The organism is Polymorphobacter sp. (genome assembly GCF_048007885.1).
GTDB lineage: Bacteria > Pseudomonadota > Alphaproteobacteria > Sphingomonadales > Sphingomonadaceae > Sandarakinorhabdus.
Genome location: NZ_CP180346.1, coordinates 1,748,336 through 1,763,630 on the forward strand (window position 1 = coordinate 1,748,336; position 15,295 = coordinate 1,763,630).

Consider the following 15,295-nt stretch of genomic DNA (forward strand, 5'->3'; position numbering starts at 1 on the left):
CGGATGCGGAGAATGAGAGGCCCTAGCGGATGCGGAGAATGAGAGACTGGCTTGCGGTGGCCAGCAGCGTGCCGTCTTCGGCGAAGAGATGGGCGCGGCCATGGGCGAAGCCCTGGGCGGTGCTGTGGATGCGGATGTCGGCGAGCACCCATTCGGTTTCGGCCGCACGGGCGAAGCGGATGGTGTTGTCGAGGCTGTTGCCGCCGGCGGCCGTGCCGAGCGCATTGCCGACGCCCGAGGGCAGGAAATCGGCCATGACGGCGAGCGTGGTGCGGTTGACCGGGGATTTGCGCGGGCGGATCCAGAGCTGGGCGATGCCGTCTTCAGACGGTGTGCTGTCGGTGCGGGCCTTGCCGAAGCGGCCCTTGGCGACGCGCTTGTCGAAGGCGGAATTGATGTCATCCTCGCGGCGCAGCCAGTCATAATCGAAGGCCGGGCAGGCGCTGGGGGGCGGCACATCGGGCATCACCGCCCATTGCGCCTCGGGGCTGTCGGGGCGGGCGCCGAGCGCGGCGTTGACGGTGATGATCTCCTGGCCCTGATGGCTGGCGACCATGCGCGCCTGGCTGGTGTATTTGCCGCTGACCGGGACGGTGACATCGAGGCTGAGGCGGGTGCCGGGGCGGGCGTAGCTGAGATATTGCGCGGCCGCCCAGACCGCGGGACGGGCGGTGACCGCCTCGATGGCGGCCAGCCCGGCGGCGAGGCCGGCGCCGCCGAACAGGAACTGGCTGTCGGGATGGCCGACGCAGAGATCTGGCGTGACATCGAGCGCGAAGCTGTGGGTGGCGAGAGGCAGAACGGGGATCATGCGGTGATGAAGGCCTTGATGTTGGCGATGAGCTCGGGCGAGGCGTGGGGGGCGATGGGGGCGGGCGGGGCGCCGGTATTGGTGAGCAGCGCCTCGGCGCGGGCGGCGAGATCGGCTTCGTCTTCGGCCACGTGAAGGCCGGGGCGGCTCCCGACATGGACGGCGGTGGCGCGCTGATGCTCGGTGTTGTGTTCGCCCAGCGACTGGCGGCGGGGCAGCATGAGGAGCGGCTTGCCGGCCTCGATGGCGGTGATGATCGAGCCCATGCCGGCGTGCGCCACGAACAGCCGGCAGCCGGCGACCATGGCCTTGTAGTCGGCCGGTGGCATCATCCGCACCCAGCGGGCATGGGCGGGCTCGGTCTTGCCGCGGCCGATCTGGATGAGGACATCGAGGCCGGGATGGGCGGCGGCGAAGGCATCCATGGCGGTGACCAGCCGCTCGAAGGGCATCATCGAGCCGACGGAGACGAACACATCAGGCACCTTCACAGCACGCTGCCCCAATGCGCGACGCCGGGCGCCGCGAGGCCGGGCCATTGGGTGACGACCTGGCTGGCGAGCTTGCGCGCCAACTTGCCCGAGCCGGACAGGGTTTCGGAATTGGCGATGCTGTCCACCCAGAGCGTGCGCACGCCGAAGGGGCGGGCCAGCGCCAGCGCGATCAGTGGCGGCAGCGCGCCAGTGGTGATGATGACCTGGGGCCGGACGCGGATGAGCAGGGCGAGAATGTCGAGCGTGGTCAGCGGCAGGCGCCACCAGTCCGCGCGCGAGACGTCGCGGAAGCTGTGAAAGGGGGCGTCGCCGACTTCGGCGCGGCTTTCGGGATGGACGGTGGCGAAATGCACCTCATGGCCTTCGAACGCCGGGCGCAGGCGGAGCAGCTGGACGAAATGGCCGCCGCCCGACGCGATGGCGAGGATGCGCTTTTTCACCACGGCAGGATCGACCGCCTGACCTTGCGCGCCGGCAGGGCCGCCAGCACGGCGCGCTTCGCCTCGTCGGTGGCGGTGGGCCAGGCCATGATTTCATCGACGGTGCGGCGGCAGCCTTCGCAATAGCCGCTCTTCCGGTCGATCCGGCAGACGTTGATGCAGGGCGATGGCACACTCATGCGGGGTCTTTGCCGCAACTGCGCGGGCGTGTCACGCGCGGCGCAACATGCGCAGCAGCAGATAGAGCAGCAAGCCGGTGGGACCGGCGAGGAAGGTGAGCGCGAGGCAGGGGAGGAGCAGGACATGGGGCAGGCGCGCATCCTCGGCCTCCCAGCTGCCGACCCAGAGATCGAAGGCGAGATAATGCACCCAGCCGGCGAGCAGCGCGGCCTCGGATGTCATCAGCAGGCGGACGCCTTCAAGGCTGGTGAAGCTGGCGCCTTGCGGGGGGGCTTCACCGGCGAGGCCGGCGGCGAGCAGGCTGACGTAGAGACCGGCGAGGACGGCGGCGACGATGCGGGCCGTGCGCACCGCACCCGTGCGCCACAGCGGTGCGGTGGCCAGCGCCAGCCAGCCGGGCAGCACGGCGGCGCTGGCCAGCGCGAACAGCTGGGCATTGTCCATGGGCTAGTTGGCGCTGTTGGCGATCATCTGCGGCGCCTTTGGCAGGACCAGCCCGCCGCTGGCCGGGCCGAGCGTGGCCAGACGGTCCATCATCGCATCCGACAGGTCATCGGGCTCGGCGAAATTGGCGGCGACGGTGACCATTTCGCCGCGCGAGCGGCGGGTGAGCACCTTGAAGCCGGTGTCGAGCAGCTCGGTCATGTTGTCATCACGCTTGATGCGGGTCGGGCTGCCGAGAACGATGGCGATGAGGCGCACCCCGTCATGGACGGCGGATGCGGCCAGCGTGAAGCCCGAGGCGTTGGTGAAGCCGGTCTTGATGCCATCGACGCCGGGCACCTTGAGCAGGTAATTATGGCCCTTGATGATCTGGTCCCGATATTGGAACTCGGGCTGGGCGAAGATGCCATAGCGGGTGGGGAAATCGCGGATCATGGCGCGCGACAGCTGGACGAGATCACGCGCGGTGGTGACATGGTCCTTGTTGGGCAGGCCGTGCGGATTGACGAAATGGGTGGCGGTCATGCCGAGGCGCTTGGCGGTGGCATTCATGCGCGCGGCGAACTTGGCTTCGCTGCCGGCGAGATGTTCGGCCAGCGCCACCGAGATGTCATTGGCCGAGCGCACCGCCATCACGCCGATGGCATCAGCGACGGTGATGGTTTCGCCGGCGCGCAGGCCGAGCTTGGTGGGCGGCTGGCTTGCGGCATGGCGCGAGATGCGGATCTCGTCGGTCTCCTTGATGCGGCCGGCCTTGAGATCTTCAAAGGCGAGATAGAGGCTCATCACCTTGGTGATGGAGGCGGGAAAGCGCTGCTCGTCGGCGCGGCGGGCGTAAAGCACCTCGCCGCTTTCGGCGTTGATCAGGATCGCGGCATATTTGGGCACGTCATAGAGGCTGTCGGCCCGGACCGGCGCTGAAAACAGGAGGAGGATGAGGAGAAGGAACCGCTGCATGGGGGCACTCTAACCCATCTGCGATTCGCTGCGAAGGGGTGTGGCATTGCATCGGGCGCGCGGCACTGTCATGTGGCCGCGCATGACCATCCTCGAGCGGCGCACCTTCGCCATCATTTCCCACCCTGACGCCGGCAAGACGACCTTGACCGAGAAGCTGCTGCTGTTTGGCGGCGCCATTCATCTGGCGGGCGAAGTGCGGGCGCGCGGGGCCAACCGGCGGGCGCGCTCGGACTGGATGAAGATCGAGCAGCAGCGCGGCATTTCGGTGACCAGCTCGGTGATGACCTTCGCGCGCGGCGGCACGCTCTACAATCTGCTCGATACGCCAGGCCATGAGGATTTTTCGGAAGATACCTACCGGACGCTGACCGCGGTGGATTCCGCCGTCATGGTGATTGATGCGGCGCGTGGCATCGAGGCGCAGACGCGCAAGCTGTTCGAGGTCTGCCGGCTGCGCGATGTGCCGATCATCACCTTCATCAACAAGGTGGACCGCGAGGGCCGCGACCCCTTTGAACTGCTTGATGAAATTGCCGACATGCTGGCGCTCGATGTGGCGCCGCTGAACTGGCCGGCGGGCATGGGCGGCGAATTCAAGGGGCTTTATGACCTGCGAAGCCACGCCTTTCAGACGCCCGATGGCACGGCCACGGCGGCGGCGGGCGAGACCGTGGCGACGAGCGGGCTGGATGACCCGCAGATCGATGCGCTGTGCGCCGACATTGCGCCCCGGCTGCGCGAGCAGGCGGAGCTGGCGCAGGGCGGCTATGCCACGCTCGATGCCGATCTCTACCGCAAGGGGGCGCTGACGCCGGTGCTGTTCGGCTCGGCGCTCAAGGATTTCGGGGTGGAGGCGCTGATCGATGCGCTGGCCGAATTCGCGCCGTCGCCGCGGCCGCAGCCGGCGCTGCCCGAAGCGGTGCAGCCGGACGACGGGCAGGTCTCGGGCTTTGTCTTCAAGGTGCAGGCCAACATGAACCCGCAGCACCGCGACCGCATCGCCTTCATGCGCGTGGCCTCGGGGCGATTCAAGCGGGGCATGAAGCTGCGCCAGGTCGGCACCGGCAAGACCATCGCCATCAACTCGCCGATCATGTTCTTCGCGCAGGACCGCGAGATCGCCGACGAAGCCTATCCGGGCGACATCATCGGCATTCCCAACCACGGCGTGCTGCGGGTGGGCGACAGCCTGGTAGAAAAGACCGACCTGACCTTTACCGGCATCCCCAATTTCGCACCCGAAATCTTGCGGCGCGTGGCGCTGAAGGACCCGACCAAATCGAAGCAGCTGCGCACCGCACTGACCGACATGGCCGAGGAAGGCGTGACCCAGCTGTTCAAACCCGCCATCGGCAGCCAGTGGATCGTCGGCGTGGTCGGCCAGCTTCAGCTCGAAGTGCTGATCTCGCGGCTCGACGCCGAATATCGCGTCGCGGCCGAATTCGAACCCTCGCCGTTTGAAACCGCACGCTGGGTACGCGGCGAACCCGCGGCCATGAAACGCTTTATGGAACAGCACCGCGCCGCCATGGCCGAAGACCGGGACGGCAGCCCGGTGTTCATGGCCCGCGACGCGTGGGAACTGAACTATGTCGCCGAGCGCGAGAAGGACATCCAGTTTTCGGCGACGCGGGAGCGGGCTTGAGGGTTTTTGGGTTTGGGCCTCCGGCGGCTGGGGCCTTAGGCCCCAGACCCCATTCATGGGCTTTCGAGAAGACTTCGAAGGGCAGCGCCCGCGCGGAGAGCAGTTTATAGCCTGCTGCGCGCGCTTAGCCGGCCCGCTTGGCCCAAGATGACGAAATCGGGTCTGGGGCCTGAGGCCCCAGCCGCCGGAGGCCCTTCTCACCAGCCGGAGGCCCTTTACTTCAGACGCTGAGCAGCCGGTGTTGGCCGTGGTCGAAGCGGTGGTAGGGAACGGGGCGTGAGGGGTCGTGTTCGCGGGCGGTGACGTCGGCGAGGAGGGCTCGGGTGATGCTGGGCAGGTCGAGGGCTTCGGCTTCTTCGATGGTGAACCAGGCGACTTCGTCGAGTTCGCCGGAGCCGCTGGTGGGGTGGGGCGAGGCGAGGTGGCGGGCGTCGACGGTGAAGAAGCGGGCGTCGAAGCGGCGGCTGCGCAGCGGCGGGGTGATGGCGCGGCCGACGAGGCGCAGGGGGGCGAGGTCGGGCAGGTGGCCGGTATTGAGGAAGGGTTGCCAGTTGGGGCTGCGGCTGGCGGCCTGGCCGGGCTGGCCGAGGATGAGGCCGGTTTCTTCGAAGGTTTCGCGGATGGCGGTGGCCATGAGGGCGCGGGCGCGGCGCTGGCAATCGGCGCAGGCGCGGGCGGTCAGCGCCAGCTGGTCGGGCGCGGGGGGGCGGGCGGCGGCGACGCGGTAATCGGCGGGTGCGATGCGGCCGCCGGGAAAGACCCATTTGTCGGGCATGAAGGCGTGACCGCGCACGCGGCGACCCATGAGCACGCGCAAGGGGCCGGCGTCACGCCGCAGGATGAGCAGGGTGGCGGCGTGTTTGGGGCGGAGGGCGGGCGCGCTGGTCATGCGCGCACCCTAGCGCAGTTCTGGCGCTCAGAGGCCCAGCAATTGGTGGAGGGCGGCGCGCGCCGCGCGGGCGTGGTGCCAGAGATCGGGGTGGCCGAGGTCGGCGGGGGTGATGGCTTCGGGCCAGTGGGTTTCGATGAGCGCTTCCAGCGCATCGGCGCGGGCGTCGGTGAGGAGAAAGCGCGGGTCGATGGTGTGGGGAGCGGCGGCGACGCGCAAGCGCAGGCAGGCCGGGCCGCCGCCGTTGCGCATCGATTCGCGGACATTGACGACATGGACCCGGGCGATGGGGCCATGGCCGATGTTTAGGTCGAGCCAGGCCTTGACGCTGGGTGTGGTCTGGCATTCGTGGGGTACGATCAGGGCGTGGGTGCCATCGGGGCGCGTGAGCAGCTGGCTGTTGAAGAGATAGCTGGAGACGGCATCGGCGAGCGGGATTTCGGCGTCGCTGACTTCAAGCCAGACGGCGTCTGGCATCAGACGGGCGATGTCGGCGCGGAGCGCCTGTGGGTCAGCGAAGGCGCGTGCATGGGCGAAGAGCAGCGGGCCGTTGGCGACCGCGACGACATCATTGTGGAAGGCGCCGGCATCGATGGCCTCGGGGCTTTGCTGTGCGAAGAGCGTGCGGGCGGGATCGAGCTGGTGGCGGCGCGCGATGGCTTCGCTGGCGCGGCGGCTCTGGCGGGCGGGGAAGCGGCCGCCGTCTTCGCCGTAAACGAAGATTTCGAGGCCGGGCAGGTGGTGGGCAGGCGCGAGGCGCATGTGGTTGGCCGCACCTTCATCGCCGAAGGCAGCAGGGAGGGCCGGATGGACGGCGAAATGGGGGTGGGCGAAGACGCGGCGCAGCATGGCTTCGGTTTCGGTGTGTTCGTGGCTGCGGTGGACCATGCGGGCGAGATTGGCGGCGCTGAGATGGGTGCGCCGGTCGCGGGTGTCGGGCGCGGGCGAGACGGTGGCGGCGTTGGCGGTCCACATTGAGGAGGCGGAACAGGCCTGGGCGAAGAGACGCGGGTCAGCGGCATGGGCGGCGGCGCAGACGGCATCATCATCACCCGTGAAGCCGAGGCTGCGCAGCCAGCCGGTGGCGGGGCGATCGAGGGGCAGCAGATAGCCCTGCGGCAGGCCGAGGCTCATGACGAAGCGCATCTTGGCGAGGCCTTGAAGGGCGGCTTCGCGCGGGCGGCTGGTGGCGCCGGCGTTGGACTGGCTGGCGATGTTGCCGAGGCTGAGCGCGGCATAATTGTGGGTGGGGCCGATGAGGCCGTCGAAATTGATTTCCTGGAGCATCAGCGCAGCCCTGTGGTGATGGTGGCGGACGGGGTATCGGCTTCGAGGCTGGCGACGGGCCAGGCGGCATAATCGGCAGCATAATAGGCCGAGGGCCGGTGATTGCCACTGGCGCCGACGCCGCCAAAGGGGGCGGAGGAGGCGGCGCCGTTGGTGGGGCGGTTCCAGTTGACGACACCGGCGCGGCTGGCGGCCCAGAAGCGATCATAGAGCGCACGGTCGCCGCCGATGAGGCCGGCGGCAAGGCCGAAGCGGGTGGCGTTGGCTTCGGCCAGGGCGGCGTCGAAATCCGGCACGCGGACGAGCCGGAGCAGAGGGCCGAACAGCTCGGTATCGTCTCGGCCGGTCATGTGGGTGACATCGAGGAGCGCGGGCGTGAGGAAGGGGCGGCCGGGGACGGGGCGGGCGAGCGGGGCCAGCACGGTGGCGCCGCGCGCGGCCATGGCGGCGGCGGCGGCCTCAAGGCTGTCGGCGGCGCCATTGTGGATGACCGGGCCGAGGAAGGGCTGGGGATCGGCGAAGGGGTGATCAAGGATGAGCCGCTGGCTGAGCGCCAGCACGGCTTCGACGAACGGGGCGTGCGCGCCGTCTGCCACGATGAGGCGGCGCGCGTTGGTGCAGCGCTGGCCGGCGGAGAGATAGGCGGACTGGACGATGAGGGCGGCGGCGGCTTCGATGTCGTTCGCTTCGACATCCCAGGCGATGAGCGGGTTGTTGCCGCCCATTTCAAGGGCGAGGATGCGGCCCGGGGTTTCGGCGAACTGCCGGGCGAGTGCGGCGCCGGCGCCGGCCGAGCCGGTGAAGAGCAGGCCGTCCGTGTCGGCGGCGGCGAGCGCCTGGCCGGTGGCGGCGGCGCCGTGGACGAGGGTGAGCACGCCCGCAGGCAGCCCGGCTTCGGCCCAGAGGCGGGCCATGAACTCGGCCACCGCGGGCGTGTGCTCGGAGGGTTTGAAGACCAGCGTGTTGCCGGCGATGAGGGCAGGCACGATATGGCCATTTGGCAGATGGGCGGGGAAATTATAGGGGCCGAGCACGGCGAGGACGCCGTGCGGCTTGTGCCGTGTGACCGAGCGGGCGCCGGGGAGCTCGGCCTCGCTCTCGCCGGCGCGCTGGGCCTGCGCGGTGATGCTGATTTCGACCTTGGCGGCGGTGCTGGCGACTTCGGTCCGCGCTTCCCAGAGCGGCTTGCCGGTTTCGCGCGCGATGAGGGCGGCGAAGTCTTCGGCCTGGGCGGTGACGGCGGCGGCGAAGCGGCGGGCGAGCGCCTGACGATCTGCGAGCGGGGTGGCGGCCCAGCCGGGGGCGGCGGCGCGCGCGGCGGCCACCGCTGCGGCGACATCGGCGGGACTGGCGACGGGGCCTTGCCAGAGCGGCGCGCCGGTGCAGGGGTTGGTGCTGGTGAGGGTGTCAGAGCGGGACATGGAGGAGCTCGTCCTTGAGAGAGAGCCGGGCGGCGCGGGCGGCTTCGGCTGGGAGCGTGGTGCCTTGCGCACCGAGCGGGGTGGCGAAGGCGCGGAACTCTGCCCCCTGCCCGCTGGCGATGAGTGCGGGCGTGCCCTCCTCGGCATGGCCGCTGAGGCGGGTTCGCCGGGCGCTGCGCACGGTGAGCAGCTGGTCGGTGCGGGCGGTGAGGGTGGGGCCGCCGTCGAAGATGTCGAGATAATTTTCCTGCGCAAAGCCTTCGCGGGTGAGCATGGCGAGCGCGCCGCGGCCACCGGGATGGGGCTGGCCGATGACGGCCTGGGCGGTGTCGGGCAGGAGGGCGGTGTAGATGGGTTGGCGTGGCATCAGGTCGGCGATGAACTGGCTGCCGTGGGCGGCGTTGAAGGCATCGGCTTCGGGGAAGCTCATGCCGAAGAACTTGCGGCCGATGGCATCCCAGAAGGGCGACTGGCCCTGCGCATCGGAGACGCCGCGCAGCTCGGCGATGATGCGATCGGCGAAGCGGGCGCGGGACTGGGCGATGAACAGATAGCGGCTGCGCGCCAAGAGCTTGCCCAGCCCGCCGGCACGCTGATCAGGGTGGAGAAACAGACCGCCGACTTCGGACGCGCCGTCATGATCGGTGACGAGGCTGAGCAGCGAGAGCGGCACCACCCGGTTCAGCTCGCGGCTGGCCTGGCTGAACTGGCTGAGCTTGTAGGAATAGAAGGGCCAGCGCGCGCCCACCCGGCTGAACAGCATGGCGGTGCCGCCGATGGCGCCGGTTTCGCTGTGGCGGAGCACGAGGATGTAGAGCTCATTGTCGGGGGCGGTGGCGGTGCGGGCGAAGCTTTCGCACGACCAGGCAAGGCGGGCGGCGAGCGCGTCGGGGTCGGCGGGGAGGTTGGTGATGCCGCTGCCGGCGAGGCGGGCCAGCGCCAGCAGCGCCGGCAGATCATCGGTGCGCGCGGGCGTGACCAGCCACATCAGCGCACCCAGCCTGTGCGGGCGACACGAAGCAGCAGAAGGGCGGCCAGCCGGGCGCGCTCTTCAAGCGAATCGGCGCAGAGATATTCCTGAGGGGAATGGATGGCGCCGCCGCGCGGGCCGAGCGTATCGACCACGGCGAGGCCGGTGGCGGCGAGGTTGTTGCCGTCACAGACGCCGCCGGTGTCGCGCCAGCGCAGATCGAGGCCGAGCGCGCCGCCGCAGGCGCGGACGAGATCGAACAGCCGCTGCTGATTGGCATCGAGCGGCTTGGGGGGGCGGGCGAAATGACCGTGGCAGCAGATGGTGACGCCGTGCGCGGCCTCGGTGGCGCGCGCGGCAGCGGCGATGCCGGCTTCGGCGCGGGCTTGATCGGCGCGTGTGGCGGGGCGCATGTTCCAGCGCAGCACGGCGCTTTCGGGCACGACATTGTTTGGCCCGCCACCATCGAGGCGGGCGACATTGACGCTGAGCGCCTCATCGGCGAGCGCGGCGAGGCGGAGCGCGAGATCGGCGGCGGCGACGACGGCATTGCGGCCGTCTTCAGGGTTACGGCCGGCATGGGCGGCGCGGCCCTGGACATGGGCCGAGAAATTGCCCGAGCCGCGCCTTGCGCCAGCCAGCGTGCCGTCGGGGAGCGCGGGCTCGAAGGTGAGGCCGAGGTGGCAGCGCTGCGCGGTCTCGGCGAGAAGGGCTGCGGAGCCCAATGAGGAGACTTCCTCATCACCGACAAGCACCACCTCCCAGCCGAGGCGGGGGGCGAGCGGGCTGGCCTCGAGCGTTTCAAGGGCGGCGAGCAGGACGGCGATGCCGCCTTTCATGTCGGCGGTGCCGGGGCCGTTCAGCCGGTGTTCGTCGAGCCAGACGCAGCGCTGGAAGGGGTGATCTTCGGGGAACACCGTGTCGAGATGGCCGGTGAGCAGGACCCGGACCGGGGCTTCGGGCCGCTTGACGATGTGCAGGCTCTCTCCATGGGGGATTTCGACCTCGCGGCCATCGGCGTCGAGGCTGGTGACGCGGCGGGGGGCGACGCGCCGGGCCTCGCCGCCGAGTGGGGCGAAGGCGGCCTCCACCCGGTCTGCGACGGCGCGGATGCCGGCGAGATTGCGGCTGCCGCTGTTGATCGAGGCCCAATCGAGGATCTGGGCGACCATGTGCGGCCGCTGCCCATCGAGGCGGGCGAGCGCCTGCGCCTCGTCGGGCGCGAGGGTTGCGCGGGTCTGGGTGATGGTCATGGTGCGGGGATACGCCCTTCAGGCGGCGATCGCCAGTTATTTTGTGATTTAGATAACATAATGGCTATCATGTGATATTTCATCATATGGTCACAGTCGGCTTGACCGGCTCGCGATTGCCTGTCCCTATGCGGCGCGATTGTGCAGCGCACGGTGGGGCGCTAGTTCTGACAACCGCAGGGTATCAAGAGGGGATCACCATTGGCTGACTGGCGTGTGAAATCGCTCGATTCGATTCTGGCGACCGCTGAGAAGAAATCGCTGACGCGGACGCTGGGGGCGTTTCAGCTGACCATGCTCGGCATTGGCGGCATCATCGGCACCGGCATCTTCGTGCTGACCTCGGAGGCCGCGCAGCTGGCCGGGCCGGCGATGCTGCTGAGCTTCGTGATTGCCGCGGTGGTCTGCGGGCTGGCGGCGCTCTGCTATGCCGAGCTGGCCTCGATGGTGCCGGTGTCGGGCTCTGCCTATACTTACAGCTATGCCACTTTCGGCGAGATGATGGCGTGGATCGTGGGCTGGGCGCTGGTGCTGGAATATGCGGTGGCGGCGAGCGCGGTGGCGGTCGGCTGGTCGGGCTATGCGGTGGGCGTGCTCAAGGAGTTTGCCGGCCTCGAGATTCCCTATGCGCTGACGGCCGGGCCTTATGCGGGCGGGATCATCAACCTGCCGGCGGTCATTATCGCGATGTCGGTGACGGCGCTGCTGGTGGTGGGCACCAAGGAGAGCGCGACGGTCAATGCTGTGCTTGTGGTGGTGAAGGTGGCGGCGTTGACGGCGTTCATCGCGCTGGCGCTGCCAGCTTATGAGGCGGAGAAGTTCGTGCCGTTCATGCCGCTGGGGCCGACGTCGGCGATTTCGGCGGCCGCGATCATCTTCTTTGCCTATGTCGGCTTTGACGCGGTTTCGACGGCCGCCGAGGAGACCAAGGACCCGCAGCGCAACATCCCGATCGGGCTGATTGGCAGCCTTGTCATCTGCACGGCCTTTTATCTGCTGGTGGGTGTTGGCGTCATCGGCTCCTATGGGGCGCAGCCGGTCGGCATGGTCGATGGCGCAGCCCCTTATCCCGGCTCGCCCGAGCTGGTGGCGGCCTGCAAGGCTGATCTGCTGCAGTCGGTGGTCTGCTCCAATGAGGCGCTGGCGCATGTGCTGCGCGAGATTGGCCATCCGGGCGTGGGCAATCTGCTGGGGCTGGCGGCCGGCTTTGCGCTGCCGAGCGTCATTCTGATGATGATGTTTGCCCAAACCCGGGTGTTTTTCGTGATGAGCCGCGACGGGCTGCTGCCGCGCGCGCTGTCGAAGGTGCATCCGAAGTTCAAGACGCCGCACATCGTCACCATCATCACCGGCACTGGTGTGACCGTGGCAGCGGCCTTCTTCCCGGTGGGTCAGCTGGCGGCGATTTCCAATGGCGGCACGCTGTGCGCCTTTCTGTTCGTCGCGCTGGCGATCATGATGCTGCGCGTCAAGCAGCCGGACCGGCCGCGCAGCTTCCGCACGCCGGCGGTGTGGGTGATTGCGCCGATGGCCGCGATCGGCTGCATCGTGCTGTTCTCCTTCCTGTCGACGACGGCGATCCTGTTCTTCTTCGCCTGGGCGGCGGCGGGCATCGTCTTCTACTTCGCCTATGGCCGCAGCCGCTCCAATGTGGCGCTGGGCATTGACGGGGTTTCGGAGCTTGACCCCGACATTCCGCCGCAGGGTGTGCCGCCGCTGCCGGGCATCCACACGCCGGGCGGCAAGGACGCCTGAGGCGTCCGGTTCAGCCCAGACGGGCTTTCACCAGCGCCTGAAGATCGGCTTCGGGGCGGGCGCCGTAATGGCTGATGACCTCGGCGGCGGCGACGCAGCCGGCGGTGGCGCAGTCGGGGAGGCTGCGGCCCTGAACGAGGGCGGCCATGAAGCCGCCGGCGAAGAGATCACCGGCGCCGGTGGTGTCGAGCACCCGGGCGGGGGTTTCGGCGGCGACGACATGGGTTTCGCCGTTGGCGACCACGACGGCGCCCTTTTCGGAGCGGGTGATGACGGTGATGGCACTGTGCTGGCGCAGCTCGGCGATGGCGGCGGTGAGATCCCTGGTCTGGTAAAGGGCGCAGGCCTCGTTTTCATTGGCGAACATCAGATCGACATGGCCGGCGAGCAGGCGCTGGAAATCGGCGCGGTGGCCTTCGACGCAGAACACGTCCGAGAGCGTCATGGCGACCTTGCGGCCGGCGCTGCGGGCAACCGCGATGGCGGTTTCCATGGCGGCGCGCGGCGCGGGCGGATCCCAGAGATAGCCTTCGAGATAGAGCATGCCCGAAGCCGCGATCATGGCTGCATCGAGATCGGCCATGGTCAGCTCCTGACAGGCGCCGAGATAGGTGTTCATGGTGCGGTCGCCGTCAGGCGTCACGACGATCAGGCAGCGGCCGGTGGGGTTGCCACCCGCACTTGGCGCTGTGGTGAAATCGACGCCGGCGGCGCGGATATCATGGGTGAAGACCTCACCCAGCTGGTCGCGCGCGACGCGGCCGACAAAGGCGGGCCGCGCACCGAGCATGGCCATGCCGACGACGGTATTGGCGGCCGAGCCGCCGCTGATCTCGCGGCCCGGCCCCATGGCAGCGTAGAGCGTCTCGGCCTCTTCGGCCGAGATCAGCCGCATCGAGCCCTTGGCGATGTCGCGCTCGCTCAGAAATTCGGGCGGGGCGGCGACGATCACGTCGACGATGGCGTTGCCGATGGCGAGAACATCATATGTCTGGTTCATGGGCGCGTCCCTAGCGCGGGCGGGCGGCAAAGGCTAGGAGGTTGGCGATGAGCTGGATGCGCGCGCCTTCCCTGTTCGGCCTGCTGGCGCTGGCGGGCTGTGCGGGCACGCCGACGATCAGGAGCGCCGCGCCCCCGCCCGTCATCAATCCCGACCCGCCGGGGCTGTTGCAGATCTTGCGCAAACCCGAGACGAGCATCACGGCGCTGCTTGGCGCACCCTCGATGGCGCGCAGCGAAGGGCCGGCGCGGCAGCTCCAGTTCATCCGGCCGCCCTGCGTGTTTGACGTGTTTCTTTACCCCACCGCCGAGAGCCGTGTGCCGCTGGCGCGCACCGCCGTGGCGCGGGCGCCTGACGGCACGGCGATGGACGCCGGGCGCTGCCTGGCGCTGATCGTGCCGGTGGCGCCCTAAAGCGGGCGGGTGGCCCAGGCGGCCATCATGGCGCGGACATCGACGCGGGCCTTGAGCCGGGCGCCGAGCAGGAACAGGCCGCCGAACTTGCGCTGGAGAAACAGCGTGTCGACGGGCGGGATGTGCCAGAAATCACGGTCCTGGGCGAGGGCGAGGCCATCATCCTTGAGGCGGGCGGCGATATCGGTGCTGCTGAAATCGAAGGTGCCGCTGGTCTTGACCGGCGCGAAGGCGGCCTCGAACAGATCGAGGATGCGGTCCTGCTTGTCGGCGCCGGTCTGGGGGCTGAAGAAGCCGATTCGGACGGCGGCGGTGCGGGTGGCGGCACGGTCTGAGGCGAGGCCGGCGACCATCAGCTCGTGGTAGCGCGCGGCGACATCAACTGAGATTTCGCGGGTGGCGCCGAAATCGAGGAGGACGAGCTGGCCGGTGGTGCGGTTCCAGCGGTAGTTGGCGAAATTGGGGTCGGTCTGCATGAGGCGGAACTCGAACAATTCGCGAAAGACGAGCGCGATCAGCCGGGTCATCGCCTCGTCACGGACTGGCTGCGGGGCCTCGGCGAGCGTCTCGATGGGGACGCCGGGGACATAGTCCATGGTGAGGATATCGGGCGTGGTCAGCTCGGGGTGGAGGCGCGGCACGAGGAAGGCGGGATCATCGGCGAGGAGCGCGTGGAAACGGGCCAGACACTCGGCCTCGCGGGCATAATCGGCTTCTTCATGGAGCTGGCGCTTGGCCTCGGCGAGCATGGGGGCGGTGTCGAGATGGGCGGGGACAAGGCCTGAGAGGCGCATCAGCATGGCGACATTGTCGACATCGCTGTCGATGCTGCTGCGCACGCCGGGATATTGCACCTTGACCGCCAGTTCGCGGCCATCCTTGAGCCAGGCGCGGTGGACCTGGCCGATGGAGGCGGCGGCGATGGGGCGGACATCGAAGCGGGCGAAGCGAGCGAGCCAGCCCCTGCCCCAGCCCCGATCAAGGACGCTGCGCAGCTGACGGGGCGGCATCGCCTGCCCGTCGGCGCGCAGCCGCGCCATGATCTCGGACAGCTCGGGCGGCAGGAAATCGCCGGTGTCCATGGAGATGAGCTGGCCCATCTTCATGGCTGCGCCGCGCAGATCGGCAAGCTGGTCGGTGATGCGGCGGATGTTGGCCGGGGTCAGCAGCAGGGCGGCGGGATCGGGGCGCTGGCCGCTGGCGAGCGCGCGCGCACTGCCGAGCGCGGCGCGCCCGGCCAGCCCGCCGGCCATGGAACCGAAGCGGGCGAAGCGGGCGATGCGGCCGCTGGGGACGGCAGAGGGGCGACGATCAGCCATCCGCCTGCCTTACG

16 protein-coding genes are annotated in these 15,295 nt (G+C 69.1%); 3 read left to right on the forward strand and 13 right to left on the reverse strand.

The genetic code is table 11. The features are described 5' to 3' along the window. Window positions 1-22: 22 nt before the first annotated feature. Genes ACMVO5_RS08235 through ACMVO5_RS08260 form a run of 6 tightly spaced genes read right to left on the reverse strand, consistent with a single transcriptional unit; the run spans window position 23 to window position 3,326 of the window. Entirely contained in the window at window positions 23-811 is a 789-nt protein-coding gene (locus ACMVO5_RS08235; RefSeq protein ID WP_416907039.1) for an acyl-CoA thioesterase, read from the reverse strand. Further along, entirely contained in the window at window positions 808-1,302 is a 495-nt protein-coding gene (locus ACMVO5_RS08240) for a glycosyltransferase (protein WP_416907040.1), read from the reverse strand. The genes ACMVO5_RS08235 and ACMVO5_RS08240 overlap by 4 nt, the downstream gene beginning before the upstream one ends. Then, window positions 1,299-1,745, reverse strand: coding sequence for a UDP-N-acetylglucosamine--LPS N-acetylglucosamine transferase (locus ACMVO5_RS08245; protein ID WP_416907041.1), 447 nt, complete (start codon window positions 1,743-1,745; stop codon window positions 1,299-1,301). The genes ACMVO5_RS08240 and ACMVO5_RS08245 overlap by 4 nt, the downstream gene beginning before the upstream one ends. After that, window positions 1,742-1,924 carry a DUF1289 domain-containing protein gene (locus tag ACMVO5_RS08250; RefSeq protein WP_416907042.1) on the reverse strand — a complete coding sequence of 61 codons (183 nt, stop codon included), beginning with the start codon at window positions 1,922-1,924 and terminating at the stop codon, window positions 1,742-1,744. Before ACMVO5_RS08250 ends, ACMVO5_RS08245 begins: the two co-directional genes overlap by 4 nt. A gap of 31 nt (window positions 1,925-1,955) precedes the next feature. Beyond that, entirely contained in the window at window positions 1,956-2,369 is a 414-nt protein-coding gene (locus ACMVO5_RS08255; RefSeq protein WP_416907043.1) for an ABA4-like family protein, read from the reverse strand. Window positions 2,370-2,372: 3 nt separating this feature from the next. Further along, window positions 2,373-3,326 carry a D-alanyl-D-alanine carboxypeptidase family protein gene (locus ACMVO5_RS08260; RefSeq protein ID WP_416907044.1) on the reverse strand — a complete coding sequence of 318 codons (954 nt, stop codon included), beginning with the start codon at window positions 3,324-3,326 and terminating at the stop codon, window positions 2,373-2,375. 82 nt (window positions 3,327-3,408) lie between these two features. On the opposite strand from ACMVO5_RS08260, the gene ACMVO5_RS08265 reads away from it, so the two are divergent. After that, window positions 3,409-4,974 carry a peptide chain release factor 3 gene (locus ACMVO5_RS08265; protein WP_416907045.1) on the forward strand — a complete coding sequence of 522 codons (1,566 nt, stop codon included), beginning with the start codon at window positions 3,409-3,411 and terminating at the stop codon, window positions 4,972-4,974. A 220-nt stretch (window positions 4,975-5,194) separates the two neighbouring features. Here ACMVO5_RS08265 and ACMVO5_RS08270 read toward each other — a convergent pair whose 3' ends face one another. Genes ACMVO5_RS08270 through ACMVO5_RS08290 form a run of 5 tightly spaced genes read right to left on the reverse strand, consistent with a single transcriptional unit; the run spans window position 5,195 to window position 10,794 of the window. Continuing rightward, window positions 5,195-5,863, reverse strand: a complete 669-nt coding sequence (locus ACMVO5_RS08270) for an NUDIX hydrolase (RefSeq protein ID WP_416907046.1) — start codon at window positions 5,861-5,863, stop codon at window positions 5,195-5,197. Between the two features lie 27 nt (window positions 5,864-5,890). Further along, window positions 5,891-7,150 carry an N-succinylarginine dihydrolase gene (locus ACMVO5_RS08275; protein WP_416907047.1) on the reverse strand — a complete coding sequence of 420 codons (1,260 nt, stop codon included), beginning with the start codon at window positions 7,148-7,150 and terminating at the stop codon, window positions 5,891-5,893. Then, complete coding sequence (astD, locus tag ACMVO5_RS08280; protein WP_416907048.1) at window positions 7,150-8,571, reverse strand: succinylglutamate-semialdehyde dehydrogenase; 1,422 nt, start codon at window positions 8,569-8,571, stop codon at window positions 7,150-7,152. Before astD ends, ACMVO5_RS08275 begins: the two co-directional genes overlap by 1 nt. Further along, window positions 8,558-9,559 carry an arginine N-succinyltransferase gene (locus ACMVO5_RS08285; RefSeq protein WP_416907049.1) on the reverse strand — a complete coding sequence of 334 codons (1,002 nt, stop codon included), beginning with the start codon at window positions 9,557-9,559 and terminating at the stop codon, window positions 8,558-8,560. Before ACMVO5_RS08285 ends, astD begins: the two co-directional genes overlap by 14 nt. Next, window positions 9,559-10,794: a hydrolase gene (locus ACMVO5_RS08290; RefSeq protein WP_416907050.1), complete on the reverse strand. Its 1,236-nt coding sequence runs from the start codon at window positions 10,792-10,794 to the stop codon at window positions 9,559-9,561. Before ACMVO5_RS08290 ends, ACMVO5_RS08285 begins: the two co-directional genes overlap by 1 nt. A gap of 201 nt (window positions 10,795-10,995) precedes the next feature. On the opposite strand from ACMVO5_RS08290, the gene ACMVO5_RS08295 reads away from it, so the two are divergent. Continuing rightward, window positions 10,996-12,549: an amino acid permease gene (locus tag ACMVO5_RS08295; protein WP_416907051.1), complete on the forward strand. Its 1,554-nt coding sequence runs from the start codon at window positions 10,996-10,998 to the stop codon at window positions 12,547-12,549. Window positions 12,550-12,559: 10 nt separating this feature from the next. Here ACMVO5_RS08295 and ACMVO5_RS08300 read toward each other — a convergent pair whose 3' ends face one another. Further along, a complete protein-coding gene (locus tag ACMVO5_RS08300) occupies window positions 12,560-13,549 on the reverse strand; it encodes an adenosine kinase (protein ID WP_416907052.1) in 990 nt (329 codons plus the stop codon). A gap of 47 nt (window positions 13,550-13,596) precedes the next feature. Here ACMVO5_RS08300 and ACMVO5_RS08305 point away from each other — a divergent pair, with 47 nt between their 5' ends. Beyond that, window positions 13,597-13,962, forward strand: coding sequence for a hypothetical protein (locus ACMVO5_RS08305; RefSeq protein ID WP_416907053.1), 366 nt, complete (start codon window positions 13,597-13,599; stop codon window positions 13,960-13,962). Here ACMVO5_RS08305 and ACMVO5_RS08310 read toward each other — a convergent pair. Beyond that, window positions 13,959-15,281: an ABC1 kinase family protein gene (locus tag ACMVO5_RS08310; RefSeq protein ID WP_416907054.1), complete on the reverse strand. Its 1,323-nt coding sequence runs from the start codon at window positions 15,279-15,281 to the stop codon at window positions 13,959-13,961. The genes ACMVO5_RS08305 and ACMVO5_RS08310 overlap by 4 nt on opposite strands. Window positions 15,282-15,295 lie beyond the last annotated feature (14 nt).

Coding starts and splice junctions, on each gene's coding strand:
- ACMVO5_RS08275 (WP_416907047.1), bottom strand. CDS start 7,150: ATGCTCCAGGAAATCAATTTCGACGGCCTCATCGGCCCCACCCACAAT.
- ACMVO5_RS08260 (WP_416907044.1), bottom strand. CDS start 3,326: ATGCAGCGGTTCCTTCTCCTCATCCTCCTCCTGTTTTCAGCGCCGGTC.
- ACMVO5_RS08250 (WP_416907042.1), bottom strand. CDS start 1,924: ATGAGTGTGCCATCGCCCTGCATCAACGTCTGCCGGATCGACCGGAAG.
- ACMVO5_RS08285 (WP_416907049.1), bottom strand. CDS start 9,559: ATGTGGCTGGTCACGCCCGCGCGCACCGATGATCTGCCGGCGCTGCTG.
- ACMVO5_RS08300 (WP_416907052.1), bottom strand. CDS start 13,549: ATGAACCAGACATATGATGTTCTCGCCATCGGCAACGCCATCGTCGAC.
- ACMVO5_RS08265 (WP_416907045.1), top strand. CDS start 3,409: ATGACCATCCTCGAGCGGCGCACCTTCGCCATCATTTCCCACCCTGAC.
- ACMVO5_RS08270 (WP_416907046.1), bottom strand. CDS start 5,863: ATGACCAGCGCGCCCGCCCTCCGCCCCAAACACGCCGCCACCCTGCTC.
- ACMVO5_RS08290 (WP_416907050.1), bottom strand. CDS start 10,794: ATGACCATCACCCAGACCCGCGCAACCCTCGCGCCCGACGAGGCGCAG.
- ACMVO5_RS08305 (WP_416907053.1), top strand. CDS start 13,597: ATGAGCTGGATGCGCGCGCCTTCCCTGTTCGGCCTGCTGGCGCTGGCG.
- ACMVO5_RS08255 (WP_416907043.1), bottom strand. CDS start 2,369: ATGGACAATGCCCAGCTGTTCGCGCTGGCCAGCGCCGCCGTGCTGCCC.
- astD (WP_416907048.1), bottom strand. CDS start 8,571: ATGTCCCGCTCTGACACCCTCACCAGCACCAACCCCTGCACCGGCGCG.
- ACMVO5_RS08310 (WP_416907054.1), bottom strand. CDS start 15,281: ATGGCTGATCGTCGCCCCTCTGCCGTCCCCAGCGGCCGCATCGCCCGC.
- ACMVO5_RS08235 (WP_416907039.1), bottom strand. CDS start 811: ATGATCCCCGTTCTGCCTCTCGCCACCCACAGCTTCGCGCTCGATGTC.